The sequence below is a fragment of the Shimia sp. R9_2 genome (genome assembly GCF_017743735.1).
In the GTDB taxonomy this organism is placed as follows: domain Bacteria; phylum Pseudomonadota; class Alphaproteobacteria; order Rhodobacterales; family Rhodobacteraceae; genus Shimia.
Genome location: NZ_JAGHRO010000004.1, coordinates 389,289 through 407,727 on the forward strand (window position 1 = coordinate 389,289; position 18,439 = coordinate 407,727).

At 58.0% G+C, this 18,439-nt stretch carries 24 protein-coding genes; 14 read left to right on the forward strand and 10 right to left on the reverse strand.

Features of this window, described 5'->3' with window-relative positions; translation table 11 throughout:
- Nucleotides 1-77: 77 nt before the first annotated feature.
- Nucleotides 78-539 carry an NUDIX domain-containing protein gene (locus tag J7400_RS12780; RefSeq protein ID WP_209063783.1) on the reverse strand — a complete coding sequence of 154 codons (462 nt, stop codon included), beginning with the start codon at nucleotides 537-539 and terminating at the stop codon, nucleotides 78-80.
- 250 nt (nucleotides 540-789) lie between these two features.
- On the opposite strand from J7400_RS12780, the gene J7400_RS12785 reads away from it, so the two are divergent.
- From J7400_RS12785 to aat, 7 genes are all read left to right on the forward strand, one after another.
- Nucleotides 790-1,512 (forward strand): CoA transferase subunit A, encoded by a 723-nt coding sequence (locus J7400_RS12785; RefSeq protein WP_209063785.1) that lies wholly within the window; start codon nucleotides 790-792, stop codon nucleotides 1,510-1,512.
- 2 nt (nucleotides 1,513-1,514) lie between these two features.
- Entirely contained in the window at nucleotides 1,515-2,144 is a 630-nt protein-coding gene (locus J7400_RS12790; RefSeq protein WP_209063787.1) for a CoA transferase subunit B, read from the forward strand.
- 263 nt (nucleotides 2,145-2,407) lie between these two features.
- Nucleotides 2,408-2,647 carry a hypothetical protein gene (locus J7400_RS12795; RefSeq protein ID WP_209063789.1) on the forward strand — a complete coding sequence of 80 codons (240 nt, stop codon included), beginning with the start codon at nucleotides 2,408-2,410 and terminating at the stop codon, nucleotides 2,645-2,647.
- Nucleotides 2,648-2,751: 104 nt separating this feature from the next.
- Complete coding sequence (locus J7400_RS12800; RefSeq protein ID WP_209063791.1) at nucleotides 2,752-3,294, forward strand: helix-turn-helix transcriptional regulator; 543 nt, start codon at nucleotides 2,752-2,754, stop codon at nucleotides 3,292-3,294.
- A gap of 334 nt (nucleotides 3,295-3,628) precedes the next feature.
- Nucleotides 3,629-4,132 carry an acetyl-CoA carboxylase biotin carboxyl carrier protein gene (accB, locus tag J7400_RS12805; RefSeq protein ID WP_209063793.1) on the forward strand — a complete coding sequence of 168 codons (504 nt, stop codon included), beginning with the start codon at nucleotides 3,629-3,631 and terminating at the stop codon, nucleotides 4,130-4,132.
- A gap of 10 nt (nucleotides 4,133-4,142) precedes the next feature.
- Nucleotides 4,143-5,495, forward strand: a complete 1,353-nt coding sequence (accC, locus tag J7400_RS12810) for an acetyl-CoA carboxylase biotin carboxylase subunit (protein WP_209063796.1) — start codon at nucleotides 4,143-4,145, stop codon at nucleotides 5,493-5,495.
- A 19-nt stretch (nucleotides 5,496-5,514) separates the two neighbouring features.
- On the forward strand, nucleotides 5,515-6,165 hold the full coding sequence (aat, locus tag J7400_RS12815; RefSeq protein WP_209063798.1) for a leucyl/phenylalanyl-tRNA--protein transferase: 651 nt from the start codon (nucleotides 5,515-5,517) through the stop codon (nucleotides 6,163-6,165).
- On the opposite strand, the gene J7400_RS12820 is transcribed toward aat, so the two are convergent.
- The 4 genes from J7400_RS12820 to J7400_RS12835 form a co-directional block, all read right to left on the reverse strand.
- On the reverse strand, nucleotides 6,096-6,587 hold the full coding sequence (locus J7400_RS12820) for a DUF2155 domain-containing protein (RefSeq protein WP_209063800.1): 492 nt from the start codon (nucleotides 6,585-6,587) through the stop codon (nucleotides 6,096-6,098). The two genes, aat and J7400_RS12820, sit on opposite strands and share 70 nt — an antisense overlap.
- A 1-nt stretch (nucleotide 6,588) precedes the next feature.
- Nucleotides 6,589-7,038, reverse strand: coding sequence for an outer membrane lipid asymmetry maintenance protein MlaD (gene mlaD / locus J7400_RS12825; RefSeq protein ID WP_209063802.1), 450 nt, complete (start codon nucleotides 7,036-7,038; stop codon nucleotides 6,589-6,591).
- A 7-nt stretch (nucleotides 7,039-7,045) separates the two neighbouring features.
- The gene (locus J7400_RS12830; RefSeq protein WP_209063804.1) at nucleotides 7,046-7,435 is read right to left on the reverse strand and encodes an NADH:ubiquinone oxidoreductase subunit NDUFA12; all 390 of its coding nucleotides are present in this window, start codon (nucleotides 7,433-7,435) and stop codon (nucleotides 7,046-7,048) included.
- Nucleotides 7,436-7,537: 102 nt separating this feature from the next.
- Nucleotides 7,538-7,948 carry a glyoxalase superfamily protein gene (locus tag J7400_RS12835; protein ID WP_209063806.1) on the reverse strand — a complete coding sequence of 137 codons (411 nt, stop codon included), beginning with the start codon at nucleotides 7,946-7,948 and terminating at the stop codon, nucleotides 7,538-7,540.
- A gap of 209 nt (nucleotides 7,949-8,157) precedes the next feature.
- On the opposite strand from J7400_RS12835, the gene J7400_RS12840 reads away from it, so the two are divergent.
- Nucleotides 8,158-9,273, forward strand: a complete 1,116-nt coding sequence (locus J7400_RS12840) for a Hint domain-containing protein (RefSeq protein ID WP_209063809.1) — start codon at nucleotides 8,158-8,160, stop codon at nucleotides 9,271-9,273.
- A gap of 3 nt (nucleotides 9,274-9,276) precedes the next feature.
- Here J7400_RS12840 and J7400_RS12845 read toward each other — a convergent pair whose 3' ends face one another.
- Both J7400_RS12845 and J7400_RS12850 read right to left on the reverse strand, forming a co-directional pair.
- Entirely contained in the window at nucleotides 9,277-10,161 is an 885-nt protein-coding gene (locus J7400_RS12845; RefSeq protein ID WP_209063811.1) for a DMT family transporter, read from the reverse strand.
- Nucleotides 10,162-10,197: 36 nt separating this feature from the next.
- Nucleotides 10,198-10,581, reverse strand: a complete 384-nt coding sequence (locus tag J7400_RS12850) for a RidA family protein (RefSeq protein WP_209063814.1) — start codon at nucleotides 10,579-10,581, stop codon at nucleotides 10,198-10,200.
- A gap of 394 nt (nucleotides 10,582-10,975) precedes the next feature.
- On the opposite strand from J7400_RS12850, the gene J7400_RS12855 reads away from it, so the two are divergent.
- The gene (locus J7400_RS12855; RefSeq protein WP_209063816.1) at nucleotides 10,976-11,635 is read left to right on the forward strand and encodes a hypothetical protein; all 660 of its coding nucleotides are present in this window, start codon (nucleotides 10,976-10,978) and stop codon (nucleotides 11,633-11,635) included.
- Nucleotides 11,636-11,814: 179 nt separating this feature from the next.
- On the opposite strand, the gene J7400_RS12860 is transcribed toward J7400_RS12855, so the two are convergent.
- From J7400_RS12860 to J7400_RS12870, 3 genes are all read right to left on the reverse strand, one after another.
- On the reverse strand, nucleotides 11,815-12,084 hold the full coding sequence (locus J7400_RS12860; RefSeq protein ID WP_209063818.1) for a glutaredoxin: 270 nt from the start codon (nucleotides 12,082-12,084) through the stop codon (nucleotides 11,815-11,817).
- Nucleotides 12,085-12,318: 234 nt separating this feature from the next.
- A complete protein-coding gene (gene clpX, locus J7400_RS12865) occupies nucleotides 12,319-13,584 on the reverse strand; it encodes an ATP-dependent Clp protease ATP-binding subunit ClpX (protein ID WP_209063820.1) in 1,266 nt (421 codons plus the stop codon).
- 134 nt (nucleotides 13,585-13,718) lie between these two features.
- Nucleotides 13,719-14,351 carry an ATP-dependent Clp protease proteolytic subunit gene (locus J7400_RS12870; protein WP_209063822.1) on the reverse strand — a complete coding sequence of 211 codons (633 nt, stop codon included), beginning with the start codon at nucleotides 14,349-14,351 and terminating at the stop codon, nucleotides 13,719-13,721.
- A gap of 285 nt (nucleotides 14,352-14,636) precedes the next feature.
- On the opposite strand from J7400_RS12870, the gene J7400_RS12875 reads away from it, so the two are divergent.
- From J7400_RS12875 to J7400_RS12895, 5 genes are all read left to right on the forward strand, one after another.
- Nucleotides 14,637-14,906, forward strand: a complete 270-nt coding sequence (locus tag J7400_RS12875; protein WP_209063825.1) for a hypothetical protein — start codon at nucleotides 14,637-14,639, stop codon at nucleotides 14,904-14,906.
- A 217-nt stretch (nucleotides 14,907-15,123) separates the two neighbouring features.
- On the forward strand, nucleotides 15,124-15,678 hold the full coding sequence (locus J7400_RS12880; protein ID WP_209063827.1) for a hypothetical protein: 555 nt from the start codon (nucleotides 15,124-15,126) through the stop codon (nucleotides 15,676-15,678).
- Nucleotides 15,679-16,043: 365 nt separating this feature from the next.
- Nucleotides 16,044-16,625, forward strand: a complete 582-nt coding sequence (locus tag J7400_RS12885; RefSeq protein ID WP_209063829.1) for a 2OG-Fe(II) oxygenase — start codon at nucleotides 16,044-16,046, stop codon at nucleotides 16,623-16,625.
- A gap of 292 nt (nucleotides 16,626-16,917) precedes the next feature.
- Nucleotides 16,918-17,337, forward strand: a complete 420-nt coding sequence (locus J7400_RS12890) for a hypothetical protein (RefSeq protein WP_209063831.1) — start codon at nucleotides 16,918-16,920, stop codon at nucleotides 17,335-17,337.
- Nucleotides 17,338-17,448: 111 nt separating this feature from the next.
- On the forward strand, nucleotides 17,449-18,111 hold the full coding sequence (locus J7400_RS12895; protein WP_209063833.1) for a DNA-3-methyladenine glycosylase I: 663 nt from the start codon (nucleotides 17,449-17,451) through the stop codon (nucleotides 18,109-18,111).
- Nucleotides 18,112-18,439: the final 328 nt, after the last annotated feature.

The following is an 18,439-nucleotide window of genomic DNA, read 5'->3' on the forward strand; positions in this document are numbered from 1 at the left end:
CCACGAGGGGCCTTTTGTTTTTTGAGGCCTGCTCTGCAAAACCGAGCACCCTTTTGGGGACCAGAACGCGCCCGGCCTTAGATCTCGATCCGCAGGTCAGAACTCGGAAGGCGTTTCACAAACTCCTCCTCCACAGCCTGCAACACCCGCCGCTGCCCCCCGAAAGAAACCATCTCCCGCGCCGCATCAAAACTTGCCCAGCAAAAAGCGCTGTGCTCGTGGTTCAAAACAACCTCCGCCTCCGGATCAATCACCGCCACAAACACCGGTGCGATCATCAACGCATCCTGCTTGGGCTCATAGAACTGTTCACAAATGTCGCCGGAATAGAGCGCACAAGGCACCAGCCCGGTTTCCTCACGCAGCTCTCTGAGCGCCGCTTGCCACGCGGTTTCCCCCGCCTCAATCCGCCCCGCGACCTGACACCAGCTGTCCGCAGGGTAGGAATTGCGTTTCAATAGCAAGACCTCTGCCCCACGCGCCGTGGTCCTGATCGCCAGCAGCGAGACAAAATCGGTGCAAATAGGGATGTTTGGCATGGCTCAGATATCCTCGTGGCGCGGCCTTCTCAGTGAACACCGTCACCGCCCATTTACCAACATCTGATATACCCCCCATCCAAACTTCATTCTGCGCCAAATACTCCGGGGAGCGCGAGGGGCTGGCCCCTCGCCCCGTCCCGCAAACGCCCCCCGTAGTAATACGCCTTTGCCCCTGCGATCGTTGACTCCCTTGTGACGCGCCGTCACAACTTTGCGCAATTTGCTGACCCTAGGGAGAGAGACACCCATGAAAAAGGTATATGCCAATGCCGCAGACGCGCTTGAGGGCGTGCTGTCTGACGGCATGTTCATCGCCTCAGGCGGCTTTGGCCTCTGCGGCATCCCCGAGCTTCTGCTCGACGCCATCAAAGACAGCGGCGTCAAAGATCTGACCTTCGCTTCAAACAACGCAGGTGTGGATGATTTTGGCATCGGCATCCTGCTGCAGACCAAACAGGTCAAAAAGATGATCAGCTCCTATGTGGGCGAAAACGCTGAATTCATGCGCCAGTATCTCTCCGGTGAGCTGGAGCTGGAGTTCAACCCGCAGGGCACGCTGGCCGAGCGCATGCGCGCCGGTGGTGCGGGCATTCCGGGCTTCTTCACCAAGACCGGCGTGGGCACCGTGATTGCCGAAGGCAAGCTGGAAAAGCAGTTCCCCACCGGGCTGGATGGCGCGATGGAAGACTACATCATGGAAGAGGGCATCTTTGCCGATCTGGCCATTGTGAAGGCTTGGAAAGCCGATGAAACCGGCAATCTGGTGTTCCGCAAAACCGCACGCAATTTCAATGCGCCCGCGGCCACCTGCGGCAAGATCTGCATCGCCGAGGTTGAGGAAATCGTGCCCACTGGCTCGCTGGATCCGGACGCGATCCACCTGCCCGGCATCTATGTGCACCGCATTATTCAGGGTGATCACGAAAAACGCATCGAACAGCGCACCGTGCGCCCGCGCGAGGAGGCATAACAATGGCTTGGGACCGCAATCAAATGGCGGCACGCGCCGCACAGGAACTGCAAGACGGCTGGTATGTGAACCTCGGCATCGGCATCCCGACGCTGGTGTCCAACTACATCCCCGAAGGTGTTGAAGTCACACTGCAATCTGAAAACGGCATGCTCGGCATGGGGCCGTTCCCTGTTGAGGGGGATGAGGACGCAGACCTAATCAACGCTGGCAAACAGACCATCACCGAGCTGCCGCAGACCGCCTATTTTGACAGCGCGCAGAGCTTTGCGATGATCCGTGGCGGCAAAATCGCCATGGCCATCCTTGGCGCGATGGAAGTCGCGGAAAACGGCGATCTGGCCAACTGGATGATCCCCGGCAAGCTGGTGAAAGGCATGGGCGGCGCGATGGATCTGGTGGCTGGTGTGGGCCGTGTGGTGGTGGTGATGGATCACGCCAACAAACACGGCCAATCCAAAGTGCTGAAGGAATGCACCCTGCCGCTCACCGGCAAAGGCGTGGTGGATCGCATAATCACCAACCTCGGTGTGCTCGATGTGGTTGAAGGCGGCCTGAAGCTCGTGGAGCTGGCTGATGGTGTCACGGAAGAAGAGTTCCGCGCCGCAACCGAGGCCACGCTGGTCAACTAAACAGCGCGCGACTTTACAAAGATCTCAACGCCCTGCCAGCTTCTGGCGGGGCGTTTTTTCATGCTGTGCGCCCGAGGCCATCACGTCACTTCGCCACCTGTCATGAGATCGTTACATTGCGCGTCTTACAATTGAGACAGAAATGAGACGTGTTTCGATTTTACAGGTTGCTAAGATCAAAAGGGGTTGGACTGCTCTGACCTCGCCAAAGCTTCCCAACGCGCTCTCGTCTGACCTTCCGAAACAACAGATGGAAACAGCATATGCTGAGCTACAGTGCGGATACCGGCTGGGTATCCCATTTTTTTCAAGGCGCCTTGATGATCACTTTCATCGCCTTCTCCCTTTATCAAAACCGAGTTCGGAGGAAATCCCTGCGACGACAAGAAGACGGCCTCTACGTCTGGATAGAATGGCATGGCGGCGAGAGAAGCTCTTACACTGATCCCTCCGCAGCGGGCGGTGCGTGGGACAGCGATGGAGACGGCGACGGAGGCGATTGATCGGCCTCTTTTTTTGCTCAAAAACCAAACCTGAAATACGCCGTACAGCCAAGCCCTAACGCCCCCCTTCCCCTTTCCCTACACCTGTGCCATCACTGCGCCCCATGGAACTTCACGCACTGGCCTTTGATCACGCCCCTGTCGGGCTCTGCATTCTTCAGAACCGCATCATTTCGCGCGCAAATCTGCGCTTTGGCGAGATGTTTGGCCTGTCTGCCGAGGCCTGCGCAGCACGCTCCATTGCCGAGTTCTACGCCTCTCAGGAAGACTACCGGACCATTGGCGAGCGGGTCTATTCCGCCATTGCCGACACCGGGCGCTACAGTGATGAGCGCGTGATGCGCCGCAGCGATGGCACGCTGTTTTGGTGCCGCGTACGCGGCCAGTCCACCTCACCCGACAACCCGTTTCAGAAAAGCGTCTGGTCTTTTGCAGACCTATCTGAGGACCGCCCCGTGGTCGAGCTCACCCAGCGCGAGCGCGAAGTGGCCATCCTCACCTGCCGCGGCATGACCTCCAAGGAAATCGGTCTGGAGCTGGCTCTGTCTTATCGCACGGTGGAGGAATACCGCGCCCGCCTGCTGCGCAAATTTGGCGCCCGCAAGCTGGCCGAACTGGTGGCGAAACTTGCCGGCATGCCGCTCTAGCGCCCTCTGCGCCGGCTCTTGCCGCTCAGCTGCATTGCCCGACACAGGCCAACACTGCCCGACATCTGCGGCACGCGCGCCCATTTGACAGGTCAAATTGTGACCCAACGTCACCGAGTCACTGCACACGGACAGCGCTGCGTTGACATCTCAGGACAGCGCTGCGCGTAAAATTGGCCACGAAAGCCCGTTCAAGGCTGGAAAACAACGTCTTTTCCCCCCATCTGAAAGGCCAGTTCAGCTTTCCTACAGGGTGCTTTTTCTCTATAAGCGCCGCAAGGGAAACCAGAATAAGACTCAACCGCGCTTTGCGCGAAGAGGATAGAAAACGGAAATGAGCAAGAAAAATCACGACTCCGATGTGGCCTTCATCTCTGCACTGGCAGAGCTCCTGCGCGAAAACGACCTGACCGAGCTGGAAGTCATGCGCGAATATGGCGAGGACGACAGCCTGAACGTGCGTGTCAGCCGCCAGACCCAAGTGGTCGCCGCACCGGCCCAAGTCGCCGTCGCTGCCCCCGCAGCCGCAGCCCCAGCCGCCGCAGCGGCAGCCCCTGCGGCAGCCGCTGCCCCTGCCGCAGCAGAAGCAGATCCAGCAAGCCACCCGGGCGCTGTGACTTCGCCGATGGTTGGCACCGTGTACCTGCAGCCGGAACCCGGCGCGGCCTCCTTCATCAGCGTCGGTCAGACCGTCAACGAAGGCGACACCCTGCTGATCGTGGAAGCGATGAAAACCATGAACCACATCCCGGCCACCAAATCCGGCACCGTGAAGCGCATTCTGGTGGCAGATGGCGACACCGTGGAATACGGCGCGCCGCTGGTGATCATCGAATAAGGGTTCTGTAATGTTTGACAAAATCCTGATCGCCAACCGCGGAGAAATCGCCCTGCGCGTGATCCGTGCGTGCCGCGAAATGGGCATCAAATCGGTCGCGGTGCACTCCACCGCCGATGCGGATGCGATGCACGTGCGGATGGCGGATGAGGCGATCTGTATCGGCCCTGCGCCGGGCACAGACAGCTATCTGAACATGGCCTCCATCATCGCGGCCTGCGAAGTCACCGGCGCTCAGGCGATCCACCCGGGCTATGGCTTCCTGTCTGAGAACGCGAACTTTGTGCAGATCGTCGAAGATCACGACCTGACCTTCATCGGCCCAACCGCCGAGCACATCCGTGTGATGGGTGACAAGATCACCGCCAAAGACACGATGATCAAACTCGGCGTGCCTTGCGTGCCCGGCTCTGACGGTGGTGTGCCGGATCTGGCCGCGGCCAAGAAGCTTGGCGAAGAGATGGGCTATCCGGTCATCATCAAGGCCACCGCCGGTGGGGGTGGTCGCGGCATGAAAGTGGCGCAAACCGCCGCGGACATGGAAAGCGCGTTTATGACCGCACGGGCCGAGGGCAAAGCCGCCTTTGGCAACGATGAAGTCTATATCGAGAAGTACCTCACCACCCCGCGTCACATCGAAATTCAGGTGTTTGGCGACGGCAAGGGCAATGCGGTGCATCTGGGCGAGCGCGACTGCTCCCTGCAGCGTCGTCACCAGAAGGTGTTTGAAGAGGCCCCCGGCCCCTCGATCACACCGGAAGAACGCGCGCGCATCGGGAAAATCTGTGCGGATGCGGTTGCCAAGATCAACTACATCGGCGCGGGCACCATCGAGTTCCTCTATGAAAACGGCGAGTTCTATTTCATCGAAATGAACACCCGCCTGCAGGTGGAACACCCGGTGACCGAAGGCATCTTTGGTGTCGACCTTGTGCGCGAGCAAATCCTCGTGGCCGCAGGCGAGCCCATGTCCTTTGGTCAGGATGATCTGGAGATCAACGGCCACGCGATTGAGGTGCGTATCAACGCTGAGAAACTGCCGGATTTCGCTCCGCGTCCCGGCAAAATCACAGCCTACCACGCGCCCGGCGGCCTTGGCGTGCGCATGGACAGCGCGCTTTATGACGGCTACTCCATCCCGCCATATTACGACAGCCTGATCGGCAAGCTGATCGTGCATGGCCGCGACCGGGCTGAGGCGCTCGCGCGTCTGGACCGCGCTCTGGGTGAGCTGATCATCGACGGCATCGAAACCACGACGCCGCTCTTCCACATGCTGCTTCAGGAAAAAGACATCCACACCGGCGAATACAACATTCACTGGTTGGAGAAGTGGCTCGACGCCAATATGGCGGAGGGCTGATCCTGCTTGGGCGCGCATCATGAGCGAGGTCACACCGGACCTCTTGATGCGCGCCTATGGCATGGGGGTGTTCCCCATGTCCGAAAACCGCGATGACCCGGACATCTTCTGGGTGGACCCGATCCGCCGCGGTATTTTTCCCCTCGATGGCTTCCACATCTCCCGCAGCTTGGCCCGCCGCATCCGGCGCGGCGCTTATGATGTGTCCCTGAACGCTGATTTTGAAGGGGTGCTTTACGGCTGCGCCGATCGCGATGAAACCTGGATCAACGCACAGATCCACCAGCTCTATGTCGATTTGCACCGGCGCGAACAGGCGCATTCTCTGGAGGTCTGGGACGGCTCCCGCCTGGTGGGAGGCATCTATGGTGTGACTCTTGGTGCCGCCTTCTTTGGGGAAAGCATGTTCTCCCGGACCACAGACGCCTCCAAAGTGGCGCTCGCCTTCCTGATTGAACATCTGCGCCGCTGCGGCTTCACACTGTTTGACACGCAGTTTCTGACAGAGCACCTCGCCTCACTGGGCGCCATAGAGGTGCCCCGCGCCGATTATCACCGGATGCTCACATGGGCGCAGCGTCAGGACGCTGACATCACAGCTCACTCGCTGCCGTCAGCCTCAGAGGTATTGGCCTCAGCCACTTTGCAGCGCAAAACCCAGACGTCATAGCGCGGGTGATCCAGCGCACTCAGCGCCGGAGAGCTGGCAATCATCCAGCCCTGAAACAGATTTGCCCCTGCCCCCTGATCCTCAAAGACCGAGATAAAGGCATAGGCTTCACCAGTGGCGTTCTCGCTGGGGTGACGGCATTGCGCCATATCCACCCGCAAGGTGCCAAAGTTGACGCTATAGCCGTTTTGCAGTTCAAAATCAGCCACTTGCCCAGTGAGCTTGTCCAGCCCCCGCAGCATTGCCCCCTCGCCGACCGAGGCGGCCACAACTGTTTCACTGGTCACATCGCCCAGAGGAATATCAAGCGGCTCATAGCGCAGCGGCGCAATATCGAGCGTCTCGATGATGATCTCCTGCGCCACCGCGGGCGCAGCAGCCAACCCCGCCGTCAGCGCAAGCGCCGTTGCCGCCCTGCGCATCTCAGCTCTCTCCGCTGCCGCTGACAAACTTCAGCAACAGCGAGATCAGGCTGACAGAGCCCTGCGTGTCTTCAATCTCGTCACCGGCCTCAAAGTTGAACGGCGAACCACCCGGCAGAATTTCCACAAAATTGCCGCCCAGCAGCCCCTCAGAGGAAATCACAACCGAACTGTCATCGGGCAGTTCAATGCCATTGGCGACGTTGAAATTCGCCGTCGCGCGGAAGGTCGCCGGGTCCAGCTGTACATCGGTCACCGTGCCGATTTTCACACCGGCCAACCGCACATCCGTGCCCACGCTGATGCCCTCAATGGAGCGGAAAGATGCGTTCAGCCCATAGCCGCCCGTATCACCGCCCACATTGGAAAACTGCGCGCCATACAGCAGAAAGCCTGCTGCCACCGCGACCACAGCCGCGCCTACAAAAGTCTCAGTACGTACCGCCGACATGGGCTAATTACTCCGGGCTCCAAGCCTCATAGTCAGAGCGCTCTACCGGAGCTTTGCCCGTGGCTCTGATCGATCCTGCCGGCGCATAGGCCAAAGCCGAGCCGGTCACATTTTCCTGATGTGGGATTTCCCACGTTTTATGCGCCAATGGCTTTTCCGAGGGCACCTCGTCAAAGGTCCGGTGCAGCCATCCATGCCAATCCGCGCCCACGCGGCTGGCTTCGGCTTCACCGTTGTAGATCACCCAGCGTTTTGAATCATTGGCGTTGCGGTAATAGACATTGCCTTCAGCATCTTCCCCAACTTTGATGCCTTTGCGCATCGTATAGAGTTTGGTGTTCAGCGTGGCGCCATTCCACCAGGTCAATACGTTGTTGATTGTGCTCAGAATGCCCATGGGAGTCTCCGCAAATACATGTTCCATATGGACCATTTGCCCTCAAAGGTCCAGTGCGCAGAGCCCCTTGGTAAAGAGATCGCGAACAGGCCGTGCGCCCGGTCACTGCGCCTGCGCGTTTTGCTCGCAAAATGTCAGCTTATTGCCAAAGGGATCGGTCACTTTCACCTGCTGGCCCCAGGGCATGGTCTCAAGCCCCAGCCGCAGGTTGTCCGGATTGCGCGCAACAAGTTCCGCATGAAAGGCCTCCACGCCCTCCATCGGCACAAAGCAGCCGCTCCCCGGGGTCGCATCGCCAAAATGTTCGGTCAGATGCAACAGACAGTTCTGTCGGGAAATCTGCATATAAAGCGGGAAATCCACATCGTGGCGATGCTCCCAGTCTTTCGAAAAACCCAGAAAATCCAAATAGAAAGCCCGCGCATGGGCCTCATCAAACATCCGCAAGATCGGGATGGCTGATTTCAGGACGCTGCCGCCCTCATGGCCGCCTTGTGAAGCTGTTTCCGCCATAGGTCCCCGCCGCTCCCGTCAGAGTTGAAACGCAATCTTCCTTCACCAAAGGCCACCGCCTGCGCGTTGTCAATCTTCTTGACCTAAGGGTATGGGAAACCCGACGCATCTCAGCAAGAAACGGCCAAATGCGTAAAATACGAACCATCAAAGGTATGTAAGGGAGTTTCCTTTATCGATGGGTCAAACGACCCTGAAAGGATGATCTCATGGTAATGCGCAAATTCATGGCCAGCGACAGTCAGGCGCTGAAGATCACCTCCGACAGCCCGTTTGGCACCGCAGGCAGCTCCATCATCAACAACTCCTCGACCCCGGATGGCACCGTATTTCAATTCACCGGCGGCTATAAGGATTTCATGATTTCACTGGAGGACAGCAGCAGCGACTCCTCCATGTTCAACGACAACGCCGCGGACAACCACGTCATCGTCGACGGTAAGGGCTTGGTCGCAGATGGCACCAAGGTGGAATCTGAGTCCCACATCTATGTGCAAAAGCTCGATGCCTACGGCTTTCCAACAGGTCCTCAGATCAAACTTACCGTATTCTCAAAAGGCGGGAACACTTCTGATGTCTGGGGATTTGCCACCGACGGCTCGCTTGTGGATGGTGCCAAATACGTCAAAGTCATGGGCAGCAACTACGGAGACAGCAAATACAGCGACTTCAAAGATGTGGATGGCGTGCCCTGCTTTGCCGCAAACACCCATATCGCCACCCCAGCAGGCCCCCGCAAAGTTCAGGATCTCTGCCCCGGCGATCTGGTTCTGACCTTTGATCACGGCCCCCAACCCGTGCAATGGGCGACCTCCACCCATAAGGCGCTGCCTGCACCCTCAAAGCTCCACCCGATCCTCATTTCAGCGGGTGCGCTCGGCTGCGATCTGCCGTTTCGCGATCTGATTGTCTCCCCCCAGCACCGGGTGCTGATCCGCCAACAGGACGCCGAGATCTTTGCCCCGGCCAAGGCGCTGACCTCTCTGGCTGGCATCCGGGTGCTCTCTGAATGGCAGGAGGTGGAGTATTTTCATATTCTGCTGCCAAGCCACGCGGTGATTTTGTCCGAAGGGCTTGCGACCGAAAGCTTCTTTCCCGGCCCCATGGCCCTCGCCGCGCTGTCTGAGGAAAACCGCAGCTCACTGAGCGCCCACATTGGTGACAGCAACGCCTACGCAAACACCTGCCGCCCCACTTTGTCGGTACGCCAGACCCGCGACTGGCTCGCCAAACGGCCTGCGGACGAGCAAGGCGACCTCGGGTACGGCTTTCAAACCCTTCAGGAAAACCGGAGGGCAGAGATCACCCGCTCTCTCAGCGCCTGAGCCTCACCGCTTCCCGCGCCAGAGGATCACAAGCCCTGAGAGCACGATCAGCAGGCTGCCTGCGATCATCATCGCGTCGAGCCCTTCGCCAAACACGATCACCCCGAGCGCCACGCCAAACAGCAAACGGCTGTAGCGGAACGGGGTCACCGCAGAGACCTCCCCGGTGCGCATCGCCCGCATCAGCGCGCTATAGGCAAAGACGCCACAAGCCACCGCCGCCGCAACCGCCAGAAGCGCATTGGGCTGCGGGGTGTGAAACGGCTGCTGCTCCCACAGCGCCCCATAAAGCGCTCCGGCCAGCACAATCGCCAGAAACCCATAGAGCCCCAAAACAGCCGTCCCAAGGCTCGCAGGCGCCGCCCGGCTGGCCAGATCACGTCCGGCAAAGCCCAGCATCCCGCCAACCGCCAGTAGCGACAGCAGGGTGAAACTGTCCCCGCCAGGCCGCACCACCAGCACAACGCCCAGCAATCCGATCACAATTGCCAACCAGCGCCGCCAACCGACACGTTCGCCCAGCACCAGCGCCGCAAAGGCCACCACCACAATCGGTGTGGCCTGCAGGATCACCGTGGTTGAGGACAGCGGCGTCAGCGCCAGCGACAGGGTGAAAAACAGCCGCCCGAAAATCTCAAAGAACACCCGCACCTGCATCGGGCGCGACAGCACCTCCTTGGGGGCCAGCGGCTGCCCTTTAGCGCGCAGCCACAGGGCAAACACCATAGCCCCACCTGCGCCAAACAACACCATCACCTGTGCGATCGGCAGGCTCTGGGCGGCGGCCTTCAAAAAGGCATCCTCCACCGCAAACCCGGCCATGGCCGCAACCATAAACAGGCTGCCCAGCCGATTGGCCGCACGATCCGTGGCAATATGAGAGGTCATGTCAAAGCGCTTTCGCTGAGGGCTGCGGACAGCGATTTAGGAGGCCACGCGCGCGGTGACTTCGATCTCGATCTTCATGGCCTCTTCCATGAGGTCCGCAATGATCATCGTCGCCGCTGGCTTGGCCTTGGCAAAAACCTCACTGGTCACCGGCCAGCATTTCTCAAAATCACTGCCGTCGGGCAGGATATAGTTCACCCGCACCACATCATCGAGGCTGCTGCCCGCCGCCTCAAGCGCCTTGCCAATGGTCGCCAGCGTGTTGCGGCACTGATCCACCACATCCTCAGGCAGGGTCATGGTCTCATAATCATAGCCCGTGGTGCCGGACACAAAGACCCAGCCATCGGCCACAACCGCACGGGAATAGCCGATCTTTTCCTCAAAGGGGGATCCGGTGGAAATGTGACGTACGCCCATGATGCGCTCCTGAATATTTGTTCAGGTCAGACATCCTCCGGTAGAGGGGAACTGTCAATGGCTACCACCACCGGGTCGGCTCCCGGATCGTTTTTTTTACGACCGGTTGCGAGAGGTGATGAAGAGGTCGCTTTCAGTTGGCGAAGGCATACCAGGCGAACCACATGCACAAAAGGTCGGTCGTGAGCCCATGCGCCCTCTCAGATGCGATGTCGCAAAAGACCGCCGCAGTCTTTCCGCCAATTTGCCACACAACTCAAGCAAGTGCCCGAACGACTTTGCAGATGCCGAGGAAACTGCTCAACCTTGATGCAAGCATAGTGGCTTGGGTGTCTGGTCTCGGGGCGCGATGCGCTTGTGTATTTCACGATCAATATGGGAAAGGCCGACTGCAATGTTTCTTGGTTTTAGGTCTTTGCCTCAGGCATTCGCCTGCGTGATGTTGATCGGGCTTGGTGGAGCCGCTTCCTCGCAAAATATGACGGCCTCCGAAGCCGCTGCTCTTTCAGAGCGCCCACCGACACCGGCCGAACAGACCCGCAAAACGGAAGAGTGCCAAATCAACACTGCCCCTGATGAGAAACACGATCCCATCCCCATAAAGGCGGGCTATGAAGGCCACGTGGTGCAACTGCCCCCGATGCGCGGCATATTGCTGTCCTGGATTGCCTATGAGGGGCCCGAGAAAGGCACCTTCGCCCTTGTTCCTCCAGTCGCGCTCCCCTTTGGCGGAATTGCCAGCTTCGATTTCTGCGACGTCGTGACACTGATTGAAACACGTGCCGTTGAAAAGCGCGGCGACGCCTTAAGATACCTTACCCTTAGATTGCGCACCGGCTTGGACCTGGAGGCCGCCTACCCCACAGCCCATTCGATGATCATGGAAAAGCGTCTGATTTTTTCCGCCCCGCCCTCTCGATACGTCGAAGTTCCAACGGACGAACCAAACAAGTTCGTCGAATGGCTTGAAGCAAACAAGCAAGAGCTGCCTTGGCTTCACATACCCTACCCAATTATCGCACTCTCAGATCGGGTCTTCATTCCAACACAATAGATGCGACCAGACCACCATCCAAAGCCAAGCTGAACCCCAGAACCAAGCGCAGAGGGCACACCGCCATTGGCTAGAACTTCCTTCCCCAAAAAACACGCAACATCTGAGTTCGGCGACTTGGTCCAGTCCCGACACTGGATGAGGGTAAACCCCAGCGCTCCAGATTTTCACGACGACGCCTAGCGCCTCCAAAACCGTTTGGACTTCGGCTTTTGCCCCTGCAGATGCTTCTTCAGATCGGTAAACCCGCCAATCTTGACCCCATCAATGAAAATCAGCGGCGTGGTGGTGATGTGATGCTTGTCTTTGAACGCATCCGTCTCCCGCCGTGTGCGCAGCACATGTTCCTCAATCTCAAACTTCTCCCGCTTGAGCAGGTCACGCGCAGCGGTGCCATAGCCACAAGTGTAGTTGGGCAGATCCATGCGATAGAGTACGGCTTTGGGCATATGAACAGGTCCTTTGTTAGCGCGCCCGATATTGGCCCCCGCGCCCCCAATGACAACCAGCCCCCGCTCACATTTGCGTGCGCTGCGCCTTCTCATTCGTCAAATATCCTGGGGTGAATGCGCGCGCCCCGCGCGCAGAGGGGCAAAGCCCCTGTCCTAAGCGCTTCACATCACCACCAAACAAAAAAGGCGCCCCAGCCGGAGCGCCCTTTCAAACTCTATCCGCAGAAAGCCTCAGCCCGCAGAAGCTGGCTCTTTCTCCGCTTCGCCGTGGATCATCAGCGGCGCGGCCTGTGTGGTTGCGGCTTCTTCGTTCACCACAACTTCGGTCACGCTCTCCTGACCCGGCAGCTCGAACATGGTGTCGAGCAGGATCTCTTCGAGGATGGAACGCAGGCCACGGGCCCCGGTCTTGCGCTCAATCGCGCGGCGCGCAATCGCTTTCAGCGCCTCATCGGTGAAGGTCAGCTGCACATCTTCCAGCTCAAACAGACGCTGATACTGTTTCACCAGCGCGTTCTTGGGCTGTGTCAAAATGATCACCAGCGCGTCTTCATCCAGATCTTCCAGCGTTGCCAGAACCGGCAGACGGCCGACAAATTCCGGGATCAGACCAAATTTCAGCAGATCTTCCGGCTCCAGATCCTGGAAGATCTCACCCACACCGCGCTCATCATTGTCGCGCACATCGGCGCCAAAGCCCATCGCAGAGCCTTTGCCGCGCTGCGCAATGATGCGGTCCAGACCGGCAAATGCGCCGCCACAGATGAACAGAATGTTGGTGGTGTCCACCTGCAGGAATTCCTGCTGCGGATGCTTGCGGCCACCTTGGGGCGGCACGCTTGCCACGGTGCCTTCCATCAGCTTCAGAAGCGCCTGCTGCACACCTTCGCCGGACACGTCACGGGTGATCGACGGGTTCTCGGATTTGCGCGTGATCTTGTCGACCTCGTCGATATAGACGATGCCGCGCTGCGCACGCTCCACGTTATATTCCGACGCCTGCAGAAGCTTCAGAATGATGTTCTCGACATCCTCGCCCACGTAACCGGCTTCGGTCAGTGTGGTGGCATCCGCCATGGTGAAAGGCACATCCAGAATGCGCGCCAGCGTCTGCGCCAGCAGGGTCTTACCGCAGCCGGTTGGGCCAATCAGCAGGATGTTGGATTTCGCCAGCTCAATATCGCCACCCTTCTGGGCGTGGTTGAGGCGTTTGTAGTGGTTGTGCACCGCCACAGACAGCACCCGCTTGGCCACGGCCTGACCAATCACATAGTCGTCCAGCACGTCGCAGATCTCGCGCGGTGTCGGCACACCCTCTGAAGCCTTCAGCCCGCTGGCCTTGGTCTCTTCGCGGATGATGTCCATGCAAAGTTCGACACATTCATCACAGATGAAAACGGTTGGACCCGCAATCAGTTTGCGCACTTCGTGCTGACTCTTGCCGCAGAAGCTGCAGTAGAGAGTGTTCTTGCTGTCACCACCGGATGTGTTCGACATGTCTTCCCTTTCAGGCCCAAAACCTCGGCCTCAGTTCTGTGAGGCCCCCGCGTTTCAGCCAGCTTAGGACAGGCGCAAACGGGGTACAATGCGAAAGTGCCCGATGGCGACCACGCGTCACCGGGCACTTATTTTCAATTCTCTTCGTCGTCGCCTTTGGCGCGATTTTCGACGATTTCGTCGATCAGACCCCAGTCTTTGGCCTCTTCCGGGCTCATGAAGTTGTCGCGCTCAAGCCCCTGCTCCACCTCTTCATAGGTGCGGCCGGTGTGCTTCACGTAAATTTCATTGAGGCGCTTCTTCAGCTTCAGGGTTTCTTCGGCGTGGATCATGATGTCCGTCGCCTGGCCCTGATAGCCACCGGATGGCTGGTGCACCATCACGCGCGAGTTCGGCAGAGAGAAGCGCATGCCCGCTTCACCGGCGGTCAGCAGCAAGGAGCCCATGGAGGCCGCCTGACCAATCACCAGCGTGCTCACCTTCGGCTTGATGTACTGCATGGTGTCATAGATCGACAGACCGGAGGTCACCACGCCGCCGGGGCTGTTGATGTACATGCTGATTTCTTTGGAGGGGTTTTCCGCCTCAAGGTGCAGAAGCTGCGCCACGATCAGCGAGGACATGCCGTCATGCACAGGACCGTTGAGGAAGATGATGCGCTCTTTCAGCAGGCGCGAGAAAATATCATAGGCGCGCTCACCACGGCTGGTCTGTTCCACAACCATGGGCACAAGGGTGTTCATATAAGTCTCAAAAGGGTCTTTCATATCGCCTGCCTGTTGATCGCTTCGGCCCGACCGTCGGACCCTACCAAGAGAGTCTTAGTGGTGGGCTCGGAGGGCTGCAAGGCCACCTAAGTATTTTTGAGTTAAAGCGGGGTAAAGGTGGGGGGCGAAAGCACAACGTAGGAGGTCTTCATTGTTCACGCTCTGGCAAGGCTTGGGCCGCGCGCTGATGACCGAGCGCAAAATTCTCCAAAGCCTTGAAGAAGAACACAAGCAACACAACCTTAAAGCGTTAGAGTTAAGACAAAATCACAGAAAGAAACCAACGTGCAGCACCCGTACCGGATAAACCTAATTGGCATCGAAGCAGAGGAAGTCACGGGCCGTGTAGAGACCGACGACGGAGAGATCCTCGGAACTTGGGAATTCATCAAAAACGAAGAGGAAGAAACCGGCACGATCATTTTCATTCCAGAGGAACATACCGAAGCGGCTTTGAGCGAGCCCGTTAGTTTTCTTTTTTCTCGAATGAGTGTCGGACAAGCAATTCGCGAGATTTGCAGCAACATTGACAGCTGGCACAAACAACAAGGGTAGGAAGCCCAAAAAATGCCAAAGCTCCGCTTTGGCAGCGCCCGAACCGCCCCCAACGGGGCGGGCGCTTCGCTTCCACCCCTCGGTTCGTGCGCAAGGCATATATGCGGCTGATGTTCCGCCTCAATCCCACCAGATAACCTAAAGCTCAACACTATTGATTTCAGCGCAGCTTTGAGGCGACAACACTTCTGGTAGAAATTCGAAGAAAGACAGCTGCATGAAGAAAGCCGCAAAATGGATCGCCTACGGTTTAGGCTTATACATCCTTTTTCTCGCTTTGCTGTTTGCCTTCTATAGTCTCTCGCTTGCCTCTCCAAAAATCGCAAACCTCGAGAAACGCATAAACCCCTCAAAATTTGTCTTCTGGCAAAACCAAGGGTTCTTTTCGACCCCACCATTGTTCACCAGACCGCTCTCAGATCCCAACGGGTATCTGTCTTTCGAGGAACCGAGCAATTTTCACGATGTCGATATCTGGGTGATCCTGCTTGAAGGCTTCGCGGACATTCACACTTTCGAACTTGCGCAGCAGCTTAGCCTCGACCCCGACGATATCGCAGACAGCGAACCGGGCAACAGCATTGAAAAAAGCGGCGTTGGTATAAACCTTAGGCGGCACGCGATCCCTTTTTACGTTCAAAGAAAGAAGATCGTGATACTGGATGCAAAGTACATGCGGGAAAACTACAAGCCGGAATGTTTGGATGAAATGGTTTATGGGGCAATGATAGGCCAGAGAGACGCCGCGCTACGTGAACGCTGCAAGCTGTAAAGTTCCGCTTGCGAAAACTCCATGCGCCCCTTCGTCGAACTCTTCGCCACCCATCCCCGCCGCAAAGCCACTCCTATGCCAAAGCTGCGCTTTGGCAGCGCCCGAACCGCCCCCACGGGGCGGGCGCTTCGCTCCCACCCCTCGGTTCGTGCGCGGAAGTGGCTATATCATTGAAGCGCGGCACAGCCCCGACTCAAAGACAAACTCTTGAAACAAAAGCCGCGCTCTGACATTCCTCCCGCCATGGCAAGTCAAAACAAGCATCTCTCGCGGCCAAGCCACGCCGCATTCCTCAGAGGAACTCACCGTTGATCGCTTAGCGATCCAACGCCCCCCCTCTTTGACTGGAATTACGGAGATGGACGATGCCCATTCCACACGATTTGGACCATTTGGTCTTTGAAGCCCCAAACTTCCTTACCGATGCGCGCTGTGCAGAGGTGACCGCCCTAGCGGTCAAAGCTGGCTTCCAACCCGCAACGATTACAACCGAACACGGCACACATGTTGCGGCTGAAATCCGCAACAACGACCGCGTGATTTTTGACGATCAAGATCTTGCAAGAGAGCTCTGGCTACACGTGCGGCCATTCTTTCCAACCGCATTCAAGGGTCACCAAGCTATTGCATTGAACGACCGGTTTCGGGTGTATCGCTATGAACCCGGTCAGTTTTTCGACTGGCACCAAGACGGGGCCTACCGAAACGGCAATGGCCATCACAGTATGTTCACCTTGCTGATCTATCTGAACGACGGTTTCGAAGGCGGCGGCACCACCTTCGCAGATGTGTTTTCTCCCCACGTATTTGAAGATTTCACAATCGAGCCAGCGACGGGGAAAGCGGTGTTCTTTCATCATCCGCTGTCCCATCGGGGTGACCCCGTGATCACAGGTCAAAAGCTGGTTCTCAGAACCGACGTGATGTTTGAGCAGATTGCGCAATAACCATATCAAGAAGCCCACTGTGCCAGGGGCTAGATCACAGATTTGGCAGCGCCCCGCCGACCGACAGGGGCTTGCGCAGCAAGCTCCCAAGAGGTGAACCGCACCCGTCAAACCGGAGGTTTGCCTCCGGCAAAACGCGGGCGCTTCGCTTCCCCCCTCGGTTCGCGCGCCAGCGTGCCACTCTAAACTATGCGCGCTTTTGCACATCGGAACCCTACTTGCCTAAAATAGCCACCGGACTAATATTCTAGGAAGCGAACTTCAAATCCGCACAAATAGGTGACAAAAACACATGCTAAAGCCCACTTTCACAAACCAAAGGGCAAGATGGTTAAGCATTGCTGTGGCCTTTGCGTGCGCGGCCTTTTCTACTTACGTGTACGACACACAGGTGAACCCGGGCCATGGCATAAATCATGCTTTGTTAATGGCGGGAGTCGCAGGACTGGCCGCAAGCTACTGGGCCTGGAAAGTTTTTCCTCGGATGGGGAACAAGTGGTACATTGACCTGATATGGATCGCGGCAGCCTTTCCTTGTGTCGGCGGCTTAACAGGTGCGATCATTTCTTTTGGCCACCCATTAGGTATCTGGATGGGCGTCATGGTATCTTACTCTCTGCCTCTAATGTTCGCAAAAGTGATTGTTCCTACTTACGCATTCGGCGCTGTTGTCGCCTTTCTGCTTCCGCGCACCTCGCAGCAGATGCTTTAATGTTCCCGCAGCCAATAAGTGAAGATCACACATACGGACTAAACTATCAGGTTTCTGCAGATAGCCGTTCAAAGTAGTTTCCAAACACATTTCTTATTTTAGGACCACCCCATGCGCCCCTTCGACGAGATCTTCGCCATCGCCGCCGACCGCAAAGGCGGGCCCGCCGCGCTTGAGGCCCAACTGACCAAGCCCAAATCCGCCGCCGACCTAGCCCAAGTCCCCGAAGACCGCTGGCTTGCTCAATTCACCAAAGGCGTGTTTCAGGCGGGCTTCAACTGGCAGGTGATTGAAAACAAATGGGAGGGTTTTGAAACCGCCTTCCATGGCTTTGATGTGGACCGCTGCGCCTTTCTGCATGACGAGGATATGGACCGCCTGATGTCCAACACAGACATCGTGCGCAACGGCCCCAAAATCCGCACCGTGATCGAGAACGCCCACTTCCTGCAATCCCTGCGCGCCGAGGGCGGCGCGGGCAAAGTGCTCGGCGGCTGGGCCGCGACCGACTATGTCGGCCTGCTCGACTTCATGAAAAAAGGTGGCTCCCGCATCGGTGGAAACACCGGTCAATATGCGCTGCGCTTCTTGGGCAAAGACAGCTTTATCCTGTCCCGCGATGTGGTCGCCCGCCTGATCGCCGAAGGCGTGGTGGACAAACAGCCCACTTCCAAAGGCGCGATGAAGAAGGTGCAGGAGGCCTTCAACATCTGGATGGAGCAATCCGGCCGCAGCCTCACCGAAATCAGCCGTGTGCTGGCGATGAGTGTGTAACCGCGCCCCTGTCCAAAGCCCGACCGAGGGTGGGCGCTCCCAGCCTGCAACCTGTCCCTTTATGCCGACCAAACACATCCGGTTTCATCAGACTGTCGCGCCCCGTCGCAAAAGCGCCCGCCCTGCGGACGGTCGGGCGCTGCCCCAGCGCCTTCGGCTCGTTCTGGGGCCAAGGCCACCATGCGACGCAACGCCCCTAGCGTTCACAAACGCCCCTGCCCCAATATATTGAACCGCCGCAATACAGCCGCGTTACCGACGCAATACCGACGTTTCAGACAGGGCAAATCTGCCCCATTAACCTCTCACGCAACACCCGCTCTCAGTT